This is a genomic window from Pseudomonas sp. DP-17 (assembly GCF_022380625.1).
GTDB lineage: Bacteria > Pseudomonadota > Gammaproteobacteria > Pseudomonadales > Pseudomonadaceae > Pseudomonas > Pseudomonas nitroreducens_A.
Genome location: NZ_JAKSXG010000015.1, coordinates 174608 through 188803, shown reverse-complemented (window position 1 = coordinate 188803; position 14196 = coordinate 174608). Strand labels below are relative to the sequence as shown.

10 protein-coding genes and 1 other RNA gene are annotated in these 14196 nt (G+C 64.8%); 3 read left to right on the top strand and 8 right to left on the bottom strand.

All coding sequences use genetic code 11. From position 1 onward, the window contains the following. Nucleotides 1-106: 106 nt before the first annotated feature. Nucleotides 107-2272 carry a DNA polymerase III subunit gamma/tau gene (dnaX, locus tag MJ122_RS24605; protein WP_239746337.1) on the bottom strand — a complete coding sequence of 722 codons (2166 nt, stop codon included), beginning with the start codon at nt 2270-2272 and terminating at the stop codon, nt 107-109. Nucleotides 2273-2424: 152 nt separating this feature from the next. Here dnaX and MJ122_RS24600 point away from each other — a divergent pair, with 152 nt between their 5' ends. Further along, nucleotides 2425-3147: a transporter substrate-binding domain-containing protein gene (locus MJ122_RS24600; protein WP_239746336.1), complete on the top strand. Its 723-nt coding sequence runs from the start codon at nt 2425-2427 to the stop codon at nt 3145-3147. A 60-nt stretch (nt 3148-3207) separates the two neighbouring features. Here the strand turns inward: MJ122_RS24600 and ffs are convergent. Further along, an RNA gene (gene ffs, locus MJ122_RS24595) (signal recognition particle sRNA small type) lies at nt 3208-3304 on the bottom strand. 241 nt (nt 3305-3545) lie between these two features. Between ffs and MJ122_RS24590 the strand changes: the two genes are divergently transcribed. Next, a complete protein-coding gene (locus MJ122_RS24590; RefSeq protein WP_239746335.1) occupies nt 3546-3914 on the top strand; it encodes a hypothetical protein in 369 nt (122 codons plus the stop codon). Between the two features lie 6 nt (nt 3915-3920). On the opposite strand, the gene MJ122_RS24585 is transcribed toward MJ122_RS24590, so the two are convergent. From MJ122_RS24585 to MJ122_RS24560, 6 genes are all read right to left on the bottom strand, one after another. Beyond that, entirely contained in the window at nt 3921-4298 is a 378-nt protein-coding gene (locus MJ122_RS24585) for a hypothetical protein (RefSeq protein ID WP_088420898.1), read from the bottom strand. Between the two features lie 70 nt (nt 4299-4368). Further along, nucleotides 4369-4671 carry an HU family DNA-binding protein gene (locus MJ122_RS24580; protein WP_256204898.1) on the bottom strand — a complete coding sequence of 101 codons (303 nt, stop codon included), beginning with the start codon at nt 4669-4671 and terminating at the stop codon, nt 4369-4371. Nucleotides 4672-4700: 29 nt separating this feature from the next. Beyond that, entirely contained in the window at nt 4701-7094 is a 2394-nt protein-coding gene (gene ligA / locus MJ122_RS24575) for an NAD-dependent DNA ligase LigA (protein WP_239746334.1), read from the bottom strand. Nucleotides 7095-7182: 88 nt separating this feature from the next. Further along, nucleotides 7183-8076, bottom strand: a complete 894-nt coding sequence (gene zipA / locus MJ122_RS24570; RefSeq protein WP_088420895.1) for a cell division protein ZipA — start codon at nt 8074-8076, stop codon at nt 7183-7185. Between the two features lie 299 nt (nt 8077-8375). Beyond that, nucleotides 8376-11864: a chromosome segregation protein SMC gene (gene smc, locus MJ122_RS24565; RefSeq protein WP_088420894.1), complete on the bottom strand. Its 3489-nt coding sequence runs from the start codon at nt 11862-11864 to the stop codon at nt 8376-8378. Between the two features lie 36 nt (nt 11865-11900). Then, nucleotides 11901-12560, bottom strand: a complete 660-nt coding sequence (locus MJ122_RS24560) for a GntR family transcriptional regulator (protein ID WP_239746333.1) — start codon at nt 12558-12560, stop codon at nt 11901-11903. Nucleotides 12561-12743: 183 nt separating this feature from the next. On the opposite strand from MJ122_RS24560, the gene MJ122_RS24555 reads away from it, so the two are divergent. Then, nucleotides 12744-13880, top strand: coding sequence for an alkane 1-monooxygenase (locus MJ122_RS24555; protein ID WP_239746332.1), 1137 nt, complete (start codon nt 12744-12746; stop codon nt 13878-13880). The last annotated feature ends 316 nt before the right edge of the window (nt 13881-14196 follow it).

Here is a 14196-nt window from a genome sequence, read left to right as displayed (position 1 = left end):
AACTGGCGAAGCGAGCGAGGGAGCGGAGTTTACACTCCGCAAATGAGCATCCCTCGCTTGCTTTCAACGACGTTCTGCCAACGCGCAGCAGGTCGCGGACCGGCTCTCAGGCCTTCGCCTCCAGGGGTTCAATGGTACCGTCGCGGACCACCGCGGCGAACTGTTGCTTCATCTGTAGCACATAGGGGTCAGCGGCAATCGATGCCTCGGCCTGGCGCTGACGCTCGGCGCGCTTGCGCGCGGCAGCCTGGGCCGGGGTTTCCTGCTCGGGCTTCTGCTGGGTGACGTGCAGCGTCAGGGTGCGCCCGTGGTACTGGTTCAGCGCATCGTTCAGGCGACGCTGCTGGGTCGCGTTGAACAGCGCACTCTGGCCCGGGTCCAGGTGCAGGTGCCAATTGTCTCCGTCCACGGCCACCAGGGTGCAGTTGGCGCCGATGCTGGCGGTCAGGCCAGCCAGGCCGAGGCGCGGGAACAGGTCCAGCCATTCGGCGGCAAGGCCGGTGGCAGGCATGGCGGCGGGCTCGGGTTCCGGCTCGGCCTGCTCCTGCGACGCCTCGCTCTCGAGGTAGCCATAGGACTCCATGTCGACTTCGTAGTAGTCCTCGGCGGGCGGCGGCTCTTCGTCACGGTCGTCATCTTCGGCCAGGTCTTCTACCACGGCCGGTGCGGGTGCCTCTGGCGGAACCGGTGCAGCGGCCTGCACCGGAGCAGGCGCGGCAGGTGCAACTGCAGCAGTTTCGACCGGCGCTGGAGCGGCGACAACCGGCGCCGAAGGTTCGTCCCACGGCAGGTCGACCGGCGCTTCGGCAACCGGCGGTTGCGGCTCGACGACTGGAGTAACAGGCTCTGCTGCGACGACCACTTCCGGCAGCGCTTCGACCGGCGCGGGAGCGGCTTCGACGACGGGAGCGGGTACGGCAACGGGCGCTGCCTCCACCGCCGGAGCCGGAGCCGGAGCCGGAGCCGGAGCCGGAGCCGGAGCCGCCTGAGGCTGGGGCGCAGCAACAGCCGGCGCAACCTCGGCGGCCGGAGCTACAGGAGCAACCGGCGCAGGCGCAACAGGCGGCGGAGCAATGGCTGCAACCGGCGCTGCAACGGCGGCGCCGGCCACTGGGTTCGGGTTGGAATCAGCCGTGGCCTTGCTGATCCCCAGGTCCTTTAGCGGCGACCTGGGCGCGCCGTCGGCATCGCCCGGGCGGAACGCCAGCATGCGCAGCAACACCATCTCGAAGCCGCCACGGGGGTCGGGCGCCAGCGGCAGGTCGCGGCGGCCGATCAGGCCCATCTGGTAGTAGAACTGCACGTCCTCGGCGGGCAACGCCTGGGCCAGCGCCAGCACGCGGTCGCGGTCGCCCTGGCCGTTGTCCACCGCCTCGGGCAGCGCCTGGGCGATGGCCACGCGGTGCAGCACATTGAGCATCTCGGCCAGCACGCCGCCCCAGTCAGGGCCCTGCTCGGCCAGGTGGCGAACGGCTTCCAGCAGGGCGCGGGCATCGCCTTCCAGCAGTGCATGAAGCACGCCGTAGACTTGCCCGTGATCCAGCGTGCCGAGCATGGCGCGCACGTCGGCAGCCAGCACCTTGCCTTCACCGAAGGCGATGGCCTGGTCGGTAAGGCTCATGGCGTCGCGCATGGAACCATCGGCGGCGCGGCCGAGCAGCCACAGCGCATCATCCTCGAACGGCACGTTCTCGGCGCCCAGGACGTGGGTGAGATGCTCTACCACGCGCTCCGGCGGCATGTTCTTCAGCGAGAACTGCAGGCAGCGCGAGAGGATGGTCACCGGCAGCTTCTGCGGGTCCGTGGTGGCCAGCAGGAACTTCACATGGGGCGGCGGCTCCTCCAGGGTCTTCAACAGGGCGTTGAAGCTGTGACTGGAGAGCATGTGCACTTCGTCGATCAGGTAGACCTTGTAGCGCCCGCGGCTCGGCGAATACTGCACGTTGTCGAGCAGCTCGCGGGTGTCTTCGACCTTGGTGCGGCTGGCGGCGTCCACCTCGATGAGGTCGACGAAGCGGCCTTCGTCGATCTCGCGGCACACCGAGCACTGACCACAGGGCGTGGAGCTGACGCCAGTCTCGCAGTTGAGGCACTTGGCCAGGATGCGCGCAATGGTCGTCTTGCCCACGCCACGGGTACCGGTGAACAGGTAGGCGTGGTGCAGGCGCTGGTTGTCCAGCGCGTTGATCAGGGCCCTGAGCACATGGGTCTGGCCGACCATTTCGCGGAACGAACGCGGACGCCATTTGCGGGCAAGAACCTGATAACTCATTGAAATCCATCGCGACAGGTGGGCAGAAGTGCGCTAATCCTAGCGAAGCGGGCTGTAAATTGCACTCGATGTCCGCACCGGTCGTTGTCGCATCTTGGCAAGGGCCGGGCTACACGGCATTGTGTTGTCGTTCTGCCATCAACGGAGCCTTGATGCGCTTCCTTGCCACCGTCCTGCTGCTGACCGCCACCCTTGCCCAGGCCGAGGACCGTCCCCTGCGCTTCTCAGTGGTCGACAGCTGGGCGATGCCGCTGGCACAGATCGAGAATGGCGAACTGACCGGCGGCATCATGTTCGAGCTGTTCAACGAGGCGGCACACGAACTGGGCCGCCCCGCGGCCTTCCACATCGTGCCCCGTGCCCGTATCGAGCAGGCCCTGCTCAGCCACGCCGTGGACGTGCGCTGCTATGTGTCGCGCAGTTGGATCGAGCACGAGTTCAACGACTACCGCTGGACCGCCCCGCTGATGGTCCAGCGCGACCTGCTGGTGGTCCGCGATGCCCCGGCGGACAAGCTGGAAACCCTGCCCAGCCAATCCGTCGGCACCGTACTGGGCTATCACTATCCGCGCCTGCAGCCGCTGCTGGACAGCCACTGGCTGACCCGCGACGACGCTCGCAACCAGGAGCTGGTGCTGAAGAAGCTGCGCATCGGCCGCTATCAATACGCGATCAGTAGCGAGTTCGCGCTGAACTGGTTCAACCGAGAGTTGCCCGAGGCGGAGCGACTGAGAATCGCCAGCGTGATCGAAGAGACGCCACTGTCGTGCATGGTGCTGGACGCGCCTGACGTCCGCACCGACGAAGTGCTTTCGGTACTGGCGAAGATCAAGGCGTCAGGGAAGATCGAGCAGATCCTGAATCACTACCGCTGAGGCGGCGGCTGCATCGACAGGAAGGGGCTGCAGATTTTACTGGCCCCGAAATGGAGGCGGCCCCGCCAGCCACACCCCGGCACACAATGTCCCCGCCTTGGCTGCTTCCTTCCGGACCTGACCAGGTAAGCGAGTAATCGTTGCGGGGGGACCGACAGGGCCACCATCACGAAGAGCTCGCCAGTTTGGCGAGCCGCGCCATTGTAGCGGCTTGAGCGCAACTTACAAGTACTTCAAGCACTTAGCGGCGTCCTTCAAACAATTCCTGACCTTCATCACGAATTTGCCATTTCAGCAAAGGAATTAGCCTACAGCTAGTTCAGAAATTTCCGTTTGCGCCGACGCTAAGGAAAGAACCCGTCACTGAGACGGACCATGCCCGAGCGAGGAATGCCAGCATGTCCATTGCACTGCGATCCACCCCTCTCGTCGCCCTGCTCTTTTCCGGGTCGTTGCTGGCCTATGACGGCGTCATTCATTTCAGTGGCGCAGTGGTCGAGCCGACCTGCCAGGTGGGGCTCAGCGATGTCACCGCGAAAAGCGCGCGGGTGCGCCTGAGCGAGTGCAACCAGGCCTTGCTGATGATGCTCAACGAGCCACGCGGCGCGATGCCGAGCGTGAACTACCGGCTCACCGATGTGCACGGCAAGGCGCTGGGGAAAGACTTGGCGGCCACCGGCGACACCGACAGCGTGATCCGCGAGATCGCCAAGGAAGGCGTCGCCGCGGGCAAGCGCAATGTCGTGCTGGTGGCCGACTACCTGTAGCGGGCGCTATTGCGCCTGCAGCAGCCCTTCGGGCCGAGGCTGGGTGGAGACTTCCAGGTTCGGCCCGATGAACAGGTCCATCTTGCTGTAGCCCGGACGGATGCTGAAGGTCGAATAGCGCTCCGCCCCCTGGTGGAACTGGAAGGCGACACGGTATTCACCCGAACGCAACAGGCGCAGCGGGAAGGCGCGCGCATCGCCCGGCTTGATCTCCCCCGCGAGTGTTTCCTCGCCGTTTTCCTTGAAGCTGTAGCTCACCGCCGGACCGCCGACGCCGTCATAGTGAAGGACGATCTGCGGGCGCTCGGTCCAGGCCACGTAGGCCCCGAACAGCAGCACCAATGCCGCCACGCCGAGCAGGCGCTGCTTTCTTGCCTTGTCCATCTCGCTCTCCGTCAACCGCTGGCCCGCCCCGCCCTGCGTCGCAACGCAGGGGGCGCAGCGGGCCTGCCGATCAGTTCAGGCTGTCGACCAGGGCCTTGGCAGGCACCAGGCGTACCGCCTTCTTCGCGGCGATTTCGATGGTCTTGCCAGTCTGCGGATTGCGGCCGGTGCGGGCGGCGCGCTCGCTGACCTTGAGCTTGCCGATACCCGGCAGGGTCAGCTCGCCGTCGTTTTCCAGGGCGTCCTGAGCGATCTGCGCCAGTTGTTCGAACACGCCGCGCACGGCAGCCTGGGTCAGATCGAGGGATTCGGCGATATCGCGAACCAGTTGGTCCTTGGTCATGGGCATGGATTGACTCCTTGATGCGTTGATCTTGATTCTTTGCTCGGAAGAAAGGCGTGTCAGGCGCCGATGCCGTAGTCGGCCAGCAGCTTGATCAGCTGCTCTTCGTCCATCACGGCGACGCCAAGTTCCTGGGCCTTGGCCAACTTTGAACCCGCTCCCGGTCCGGCAACGACGCAATGGGTCTTGGCCGAAACCGAACCGGCCACCTTGGCGCCCAGGCTTTCCAGTTTTTCCTTGGCGATGTCGCGACTCATGGCCTCCAGCGTACCGGTCAGTACCCAGGTCTGGCCGGCCAGAGGCAGGCCTTCGACCACCTTGCGTTCGCTGCGCCAGTGCATGCCGAACTCCGCCAGTTGTTCCTCGACGGCCTTCGCGCGCTCGACGCGAGCGGCATCGGCGAAGTACTCGCGCACCGACTGCCTGGCCTTCTCGTTCACGCCCTTGAGGGTGCTGAGATCCAGCCAGTCCTGGCTGAGGGTGATGAGCGCATCGAGGCTGCCCGTCCTGTCAGCCAGCTTCTCGGCACCCGTCGCGGCAATGAAGGGAATGTTCAACTTGTCGATGAATCCCGCCAGCGTGGCGACAGCTGCAAATTCGGCGGAAACCTCGCCTTCGTCCTGCAGCTGCACGCCGTGCTCCGGGTCGAGCAGCTCGGCGATGACACCGCGGTTATGCTCGTCATCGAAGAAGTTATGGATCTCGTAGGCAACCTCGCCACCGACGTCCGGCAGGTAGGTGAGCACTTCCGGCAGTGCCTTCTGGATGCGCGCCAGCGAGCCCAGGGAGCGCGCCAGCAGCTTGGCGGTCTCCTCGCCTACGTCCGGGATGCCCAGCGCGAAGACAAAACGCGCCAGCGTGGGCTTGCGACTTTCGGCGATGGCCGCGAGCAGGTTGCGCGTGGAGACTTCGGCAAAGCCTTCCAGCCCGATGACCTGCTCATAGGTCAGGGTGTAGAGATCGGCCGGGGATTTCACCAGGCCCTTGTCCACCAACTGTTCGACGATCTTGTCGCCGAGGCCGTCGATATCCATGGCGCGGCGCGAGACAAAATGGATGATCGCCTGCTTGAGCTGCGCCTGGCAGAACAGCCGGCCGACGCAACGGTAGATGGCCCCTTCGCTGACCGACTCCCTGCCCTTGCTGCGCTTGACCAGCTGGGTGCGCTCGACCTGCGAGCCACATACCGGGCATTGGGTGGGAATCGCCACCGGACGGGCATCCGCCGGCCGGCGCTCGGTAACGACCTGCATCACCTGCGGGATTACGTCTCCGGCGCGGCGGACGATCACGGTGTCGCCGATCATCAGGCCCAGGCGCGCGACCTCGTCCATGTTGTGCAGGGTGGCGTTGGCCACGGTGACGCCCGCCACCTGCACCGGCTTCAGGCGCGCCACAGGCGTCACCGCGCCGGTGCGGCCGACCTGGAACTCCACGTCGAGCAGCTCGGTGAGCTCCTCGCGCGCGGGGAACTTGTGGGCAATGGCCCAGCGCGGCTCGCGGGCGCGGAAGCCCAGCTCGCGCTGGAAGTCGATGCGGTTGACCTTGAACACCACGCCGTCGATCTCGTAGGCAAGGCTGTCGCGGCGGGCGCCGATATCTTCGTAATAGGCGCGGCAGCCCTCGACACCTTTGGCCAGCTTCAGCTCGCGGCTGATCGGGATACCCCAGCCCTTGAGCGCCTCGAGAATGCCGGCCTGGGTGCCGGGCAGCGTGCCGCCCTCGACACGGCCGAAGCCATAGCAGCAGAACTCCAGCGGGCGGCTGGCGGTGATCTTCGAGTCCAGTTGGCGCAGGCTGCCGGCGGCGGCGTTGCGCGGGTTGGCGAAGGTCTTGCCGCCGGCCTCCATCTGCCGCTCGTTGAGCGCCTCGAAACCGGCCTTGGACATGAAGACTTCGCCACGTACTTCCAGCACAGTGGGCCAGCCCGAGCCCTTCAGGCGCAGCGGCACGTTGCGGATGGTGCGCACGTTCGCACTGATGTCTTCGCCGGTACTGCCATCACCCCGGGTGGCGCCACGACTCAGGATGCCGTTCTCGTACAGCAGGCTGACCGCAAGGCCGTCGAGCTTGGGTTCGCAACTGTATTCCACCTCGGCGCCGCCACCGAGCAGGTCGCCGGCGGGCAATTGGTCGGCCAGCCCTTCGCGCACGCGACGATCGAAGTCGTTGAGGTCCTGCTCCTCGAAGGCGTTGCCCAGGCTGAGCATCGGCACTTCATGGCGCACCTCGCCAAAGGCCGAGGCTGCGGCGCCACCGACGCGCTGGGTCGGCGACTCGGCAGTGACCAGCTCCGGATGCTCGGCTTCCAGCGCCTTCAGCTCGCGGAACAGGCGGTCGTACTCGGCGTCCGGCACGCTCGGCTCGTCGAGCACGTAGTAGCGGTAGTTGTGGTCGTCGAGGTCGCTGCGCAGTTGGGCAATGCGTTCGGCAGCAGTCTGGGAGTCGGTCATGCGGGAATCTCGGGCGGCAAGGGGTTGCGGCTAGAAATGCGAAGCCCCAAGGGTGGCTTGGGGCTTTTTTGTGCAGCGTGCGGAAAGATTAGCGCTTCTGGGTCAGGGCGCGTCGCTCGAAGTCAATGATGCGCTGACGGTAGTGCTCGATGGTCTGCGCGGTCATCACGCTGCGCTGCTCGTCCTTCAGCTCGCCATTGAGCTCCTGGGCCAGCTTGCGGGCGGCGGCGATCATCACATCGAACGCCTGCTTGGGATGGCGCGGGCCCGGCAGGCCGAGGAAGAAGCTCACCGCGCGGGTACTGAACTGGTCGATGTTGTCCAGATCGAAGGTGCCCGGCTTGACCGCATTGGCCATGGAGAACAGCACTTCACCATTGCCGGCCATGCTTTCGTGGCGATGGAAGATGTCCATCTCGCCGTAGCGCAGGCCGCTTTCGAGGATGTTCTGCAGCAGCGCCGGCCCCTTGAAACCGTTCTCGTCGCGGCTGATGACGTTGATGATCAGCACTTCCTCGACCGGGGCCTGAGGCGCGGCAGAAGAAGCCGCGGCGGCAGGAGCGGCGCGCTCCTTGTCCTTCTTGCGGTCCTTCCTGGGCTTTTCCTTCTCCTGCGGGGCTTCGTCCAGCGGGTTGGGGAAATCCTCTTCATCCAGCGGACCGAGCAGATTCGGCGCCGGATCGTCCAGGTTCAGGTCGCCCTGGCGCGGCTCGCCACGGCGCTTGCCACGCGAGTCCTTGGCGCTGAGCTTGGGCAGGTCCTCCTCGTCCAGCGCAGGCTCTCTGTGCTCGACCACACGGGAAGGCCCGAGCAGTTCCGGATTGGTTTCGTCCCCGTCATCGGGTTGGTTGGCAAACTGGCGGTCCAGCTTGAAACGCAACTTGCCCTTGCCACCCCGCATGCGACGCCAGCCGTCGAACAGAATGCCGGCGATGACGATAAGCCCAATGACGATCAGCCATTCGCGCAGACCGATATCCATCTAATCCCGTAGCCCCTGAACAAAAAATGATGATGAAGAAAAGGACATCCTATCCCTTGAAAACGTGGAGCCAACTTCATGTTCTGACTGATGTTTTCCACGCGATACAAAAGTGGGCGTTAAGCTAACACGCTCTCACATAACTTTACACTGCCTGTGGCGACACTCCGCCGCACTCTTTGCAACTTTTCATAGCAGTTGCCACTTGCGCTGTCGAAGTCAAGCCTACCCCAATCAAATCAATGCTTTAGGCCTGAAGAAAAGCATCTTGCCAGCATGGCTCGAGTTCGCTCGCGCGATCAGGCTTCAGCCAGCGCAACAGCCTCTTCCACATCCACCGCCACCAGACGCGAACAACCCGGTTCGTGCATGGTCACGCCCATCAATTGATCGGCCATCTCCATGGCGATCTTGTTGTGGGTGATATAGATGAACTGCACTTTCTCCGACATCTCCTTCACCAGCCGCGCATAACGGCCGACGTTGGCATCGTCCAGCGGCGCGTCGACCTCGTCGAGCATGCAGAACGGTGCCGGGTTCAGCTGGAAGATCGCAAACACCAGCGCCAGAGCCGTCAGGGCCTTCTCGCCACCGGACAGAAGATGGATGGTGCTGTTCTTCTTGCCCGGCGGCCTCGCCATGATCGCCACCCCGGTATCGAGTAGATCCTCGCCGGTAAGTTCCAGATAGGCGTGACCGCCGCCGAAAACCTTGGGGAACAATGCCTGAAGGCCAGCATTGATCTGGTCGAAGGTTTCCTTGAAGCGGTTGCGGGTTTCCTTGTCGATCTTGCGGATGACGTTTTCCAGGGTATCCAGCGCTTCCACCAGGTCGTCGTTCTGGTCATCCAGGTAACGTTTGCGCTCGGATTGCTGCTGGTATTCCTCGATGGCCGCGAGGTTGATCGGCCCCAGGCGACCGATGCGTGCAGCCAGTTCTTCCAGGCGGGTTTCCCAGACCTTCTCGGCGGCATCGTGAGGCAAGGTGCCAAGCACGCCGTGCAGGTCGTAGCCATCCTCGTGGAGCTGCTCCTGCAGCGACTTGCGCCGCACGCTCAGGGCCTGCCATTCCATGCGCTGCTGCTCCAGCTGGCCGCGTAGCAGTTGCGACTGCTGCTCGGCCTGGGTGCGACGCTTCTCGGCGTCGCGCAGCTGGCGGTCGGCATCCTCCAGCGCCAGGCGCGCATGCTTGAGCTCATCCTCAACCGCCATGCGTCGGTCGAGCAGCTCTTCCAGGCGCATGCGCAGCTCTTCCAGCGGCGCGGCGCCCTCCTCCAGGTTGAGGTTGAGTTGCTCGCAACGCTCGACCAGGCGCACGGCCTGGCTATCCAGGCGTTCCAGCGCCTGGCGGGTCGATTCGTGCTGGGCGCGCAGGGAGCCCACGCGCACGGCCAGTTGATGGGCATGGTCCTTGTGCTGGCGGGACTCCTGGCGGATGCGATCGAGCTTCTCGCGCATGCCATCACGCTCGGCCAGCAGCGCTTCGCGGCGCTCGGTGTCCACGGCCATCGCATCCAGCGCTTCCTGCAGGCTCAGGCGCGCCTCGCCCAACTGCTCCTGCTCGATGGCGTGCTGTTCGGCCAGTTCGCTCAACTCTTCATCCAGACGGCGACGGCGCAGGGTCAGCTGTTCAACCTTGGCCTGCTGCGCGGACAGCTGCGCCTTCAGCTCGCCCTGGCGGCGGCCTTCGTCCTGCAGACGCCGGCGCACCTGGTCGCGGCCTTCCTCGGCCTGGCGCTGCTCGTCGCGCAGGCGCGCCAGAAGCTCGTCGACTTCGGCAAGGCGCTGCTCCAGCGTCTCGCGCTCGGCGTAAAGGCGCTCCAGCTCCTGGCCACGCGCCAGCACACCGCCATCGGCGGATTCGCCACGGCGCACGCGCAGGAAATTACGACCGACCCAGTAGCCATCGCGGCTGATCAGGCTTTCGCCATCACCCAGCGAAGCACGCTGGGCCAGGGCCTGTTCCAGGGTTTCGACCGGGCGCACGCGGCCCAGCCAATAGCTCAGGTCGACATTCGTCTCGACCTTGTCCAGCAGGCTGCCGGGACGGGAAACGGCGCCGGCGGCCAGATCGAGCAGGCGCAGCTCGCCCTTTTCCAGCGCGTCGAACGGCAATCCTTTCACATCGTCCAGCAGCACGCCGTGCAGGTCGGCACCGAGCACGGTTTCCACCGCCAGTTCCCAGCCCGGCTGAACGCGCAGGCCTTCGGCGAGGCGCGGCCGCTGTTCCAGCCCTTGCTGACGCAGCCATTGCGCGGTGCCGTCGCCCGGATCGAGCGCGGCCTGCTGCAGCGCCTCCAGCGAGGCAATGCGGCCATTCAGACGCTGCAGCTCACCTTGCGCCTGATGCTGCGCGGCGGTGCTTTCCTGCAGGGACTGGCGCACGCGCTCCAGGCGCTCGGCCAGTTCCTGTTCTTCGATCTGCGACTCTTCCAGCAGCAGCTCGATGGCGGCGACCTGCTCGCCCAGCTCGAGGATCGCGGCGTCCTCGGGATCGGCGGCCAGCTGCGCGCGCTCGTCGCTCAGGCGGCGCTGACGTTCGGCCTGGCGCTCCAGGCTCTGTTCCAGGTGCTGGATGCGCGACTGCTGCACTTCCGCCTCGCGGCGCGGCTCGGCACTCTGCTGGTTGAAGGCGTCCCAGCGCTGCTGCCAGTCGTGCATACGCTGCTCGGCGTCCTCCAGCCCGACACTGGCCTCCTCGGCGGCGGCGGCGCTGATTTCCTGCTCCGGGGCCAGGCGCTCCAGCTCCTCGCTCAGGGTGGCGAGCAGGGTACGGTCGTGGCCCAGGTGGGATTCGGTTTCCTGACGGGTCTTTTCAGCTTCGCGCAGGTCGTCCTGCAACTGGCGCAGGCGCTGCTGGCCGTGCTGGATGCTCTGCTCGACGCGCGCAATGTCGCCGCCCACGGAATAGAAACGGCCCTGCACCTGGTTGAAGGTTTCCGACAGCTCGTGGTGGCCATCGCGCAGGCGCTCGATGCTGGCGTCGGCGCTGCGTTGCTCGGCAACCAGGGCCTCGAAGGCCACTTCCTGGTCGCCGATCACTTTTTCCTTCTGCCCGACCTGCTCGTTCAGGTCGCGCCAGCGCAGGGCGCCGAGCTGGGCCTTGAGGGTGCGTTCCTCGGCCTTGAATTCCTGGTACTTCTCCGCCGACTGGGCCTGGCGGTGCAGGCGTTCCAGCTGGCGCTCCAGTTCTTCGCGCAGGTCGGTCAGGCGCGCGAGATTCTCCTGGGTGCGGCGGATGCGGTTCTCGGTCTCGCGGCGGCGCTCCTTGTACTTGGAGATGCCGGCGGCTTCCTCGATGAAGTTGCGCAAGTCCTCGGGCTTGGCTTCGATCAGCTTGGAGATCATGCCCTGCTCGATGATCGAGTAGCTGCGCGGCCCAAGGCCGGTGCCGAGGAAGATGTCGGTGATGTCACGACGGCGGCACTTGGTGCCATTGAGGAAATAGGTATTCTGGCCATCGCGGGTCACGCGGCGGCGAATGGAGATCTCGGCGTAGCTGGCGTATTCGCCCAGCAGGGTCTGGTCGGAGTTGTCGAACACCAGTTCGATGGACGCCTGGGTCACCGGCTTGCGCGTGTTGGAGCCATTGAAGATGACGTCGGTCATCGACTCGCCGCGGAGGTTCTTCGCCGAACTCTCGCCCATTACCCAGCGAACGGCGTCGATGATGTTGGACTTGCCACAACCGTTGGGGCCAACCACGGCCGCCATGTTGCTCGGGAAGTTGACCGTCGTCGGGTCGACGAAGGACTTGAAGCCTGCCAGCTTGATGCACTTGAGCCGCATGAGCCCTCTTACCCCCGTCCGTCTCTTATTGAGCGCTTATCGTTCTGCCAGTGCAGCCAGGACCAGCTGGCTGTTGTGCCGACCGTAGTCGAGCAGGACCTCGCGGATGCCCGCCTCGTCGCGCCCCACCACCGCGCGCAGCAGGTTTTCGAAGCTGCCGATGAACTGACTCATCTCGCCTTTGCGGCGTTCCAGGGCCAGATGATAGGTGCGACTGATGGCCGGCAGGAGATTTTCCACGGTTTCCTGCAGGTAGGGGTTGGCGGCGAACGGGAAGGCCGCGCGCATGATGTCGAAGCTGGATTCGACGAAGGCGTTGATGTCGCCGCGTTCGAGGTTGTCCAACAGGCGCTGCTGGATCGCCATGAAGGGGGCCAGATCCGTCTCCTCGCGCCATGTCCGCGCCACGCTGCTGGCGAGCATGATGTACAGCTCCATCACCAGCGAGTAGAGGCTTTCGACATGCGCCGCGGTCAGTTCCGACACCTGTGCACCCCGACGCGGCAGGATTACCACCAGATGGCGGCGCTCGAGGATCAGCAACGCCTCGCGCACCGAGCCGCGGCTGACGTTGAGAGTATGGGTGACCTTCTGTTCCTGGATGCGCTCGCGTTCCTTGAGTTCGCCCCGGATGATGCGTTCGGCAAGGTGATGCGCGATCTGCTCAGCCAGGCTGTCCGGGGCCTTGAACGTCATGGTTGTCCTTAAGAATCGGGGCGCTTTCGAGGGGGTATTGCGGGTGCGAAGTGTAACACAGGGTGTTACCGCGCCATCCCCCGCCCAAGTGAGACGACAGAACAAAGGTTGGTGCGCGCATCGTGAGGATCCGGCGCAGGATTGTCTGACAATCCTACACAAGAGACGTCTCGGGAGTCGTCCATGTTCGCCTTGTTCCTTTCCCCCGCCTGGATGTTGCGTCTCAAGAAAGCCGGCTACTGGATCTGGCTGGTGCCGGTTTTCGGTATACCCGTCAGCTACTGGTGGTCCTATGGCAGCGAGTACCCCAACGCCTGGGCCTGGCTGGTGATCACCGTAGTTTTCGGGGTCATCCCGCTGCTGGACTTCGTGGTCGGCCGCGACCCGGCCAACCCGGACGAAGTGGAGGAAGTCCCGCCCATGGAGCGCGAGGGCTACTACCGCTTCCTCAGTTTGCTGACCGTGCCGCTACTGCTGGGCATGCTGGTCTATGGCGGCTGGGTGCTGGCCACCTATGACGCCTGGAACTGGGTCGGCCAGCTGGGCTGGATTCTCTCGGTAGGCACCGTCATGGGCGCCATTGGCATCACCGTCTCCCACGAGCTGATCCACAAGGACCCGGAGCTGGAACAGAACGCCGGCGGCCTGCTGCTGGCGGCGGTGTGCTACGCGGGCTTCAAGGTCGAGCACGTGCGCGGGCACCATGTGCATGTTTCCACGCCCGAAGATGCCTCATCCTCGCGCTACGGCCAGAGCCTCTACGCCTTCCTGCCCCACGCCTACAAACACAACTTCCTCAACGCCTGGCGACTGGAGAGCGAACGCCTCAAGCGCAAGGGCCTGCCGGCGCTGCACTGGCGCAACGAACTGATCTGGTGGTACGTGATCAGCGCGCTGTTCCTGGTGGGCTTCAGCGTCGCCTTCGGCTGGATCGGCGCGATCTATTTCATCGGCCAGGCGGTGATGGCCTTCACCCTGCTGGAGATCGTCAACTACGTGGAGCACTACGGATTGCACCGTCGCCGACTGGACAGCGGGCGCTACGAGCGGACTACCCACGAGCACTCCTGGAACAGCAACTTCCTGCTGACCAACCTGTTCCTCTTCCACCTTCAGCGCCATTCCGACCACCACGCCAATGCCAAGCGCCGCTACCAGGTACTGCGCCACTTCGACGAGAGCCCGCAGTTGCCCAACGGCTACGCCGGAATGATCGTCCTGGCGCTGTTCCCGCCACTCTGGCGCGCGGTGATGGACCGCCGCGTACGCGCCTACTACGCCGGCGAGGAATACCAGCTGAGTGCTACCCAGCAGGCCTGATCGAAGAGTTCCACGCCTTGGCGGCAAGCCCTACCCCGGCTTGCCGCCTTTTTTCTTTCTGCTGTCCGGCACCGGGCCGCTCTTCGCAGGATGGCGTGGAGCGCAGCGATACCCATCACTCCCGCGTGAAGACCGCATGGGTATCGCTTAGGCTCCACCCGTCCTACCGGGCTGGCACGGTGCAGACCGGCCCTATCGGTAGTTCACGAGCAAGCTCGTTCCTACAAAAAACAGTCCCGCTCGCGCCGTCTATCACCTGCGGAAAAACTTTCTGACCATTCGGACAGAAATTTTATTGACTCAAAAGTCAGCTTTC

What these genes read in the sequence shown, in the direction of transcription:
- MJ122_RS24555 (WP_239746332.1), top strand. Translation starts at nt 12,744, where the DNA reads ATGTTCGCCTTGTTCCTTTCCCCCGCCTGGATGTTGCGTCTCAAGAAA.
- dnaX (WP_239746337.1), bottom strand. Translation starts at nt 2,272, where the DNA reads ATGAGTTATCAGGTTCTTGCCCGCAAATGGCGTCCGCGTTCGTTCCGC.
- MJ122_RS24560 (WP_239746333.1), bottom strand. Translation starts at nt 12,560, where the DNA reads ATGACGTTCAAGGCCCCGGACAGCCTGGCTGAGCAGATCGCGCATCAC.
- MJ122_RS24600 (WP_239746336.1), top strand. Translation starts at nt 2,425, where the DNA reads ATGCGCTTCCTTGCCACCGTCCTGCTGCTGACCGCCACCCTTGCCCAG.
- smc (WP_088420894.1), bottom strand. Translation starts at nt 11,864, where the DNA reads ATGCGGCTCAAGTGCATCAAGCTGGCAGGCTTCAAGTCCTTCGTCGAC.
- MJ122_RS24590 (WP_239746335.1), top strand. Translation starts at nt 3,546, where the DNA reads ATGTCCATTGCACTGCGATCCACCCCTCTCGTCGCCCTGCTCTTTTCC.
- MJ122_RS24585 (WP_088420898.1), bottom strand. Translation starts at nt 4,298, where the DNA reads ATGGACAAGGCAAGAAAGCAGCGCCTGCTCGGCGTGGCGGCATTGGTG.
- ligA (WP_239746334.1), bottom strand. Translation starts at nt 7,094, where the DNA reads ATGACCGACTCCCAGACTGCTGCCGAACGCATTGCCCAACTGCGCAGC.
- zipA (WP_088420895.1), bottom strand. Translation starts at nt 8,076, where the DNA reads ATGGATATCGGTCTGCGCGAATGGCTGATCGTCATTGGGCTTATCGTC.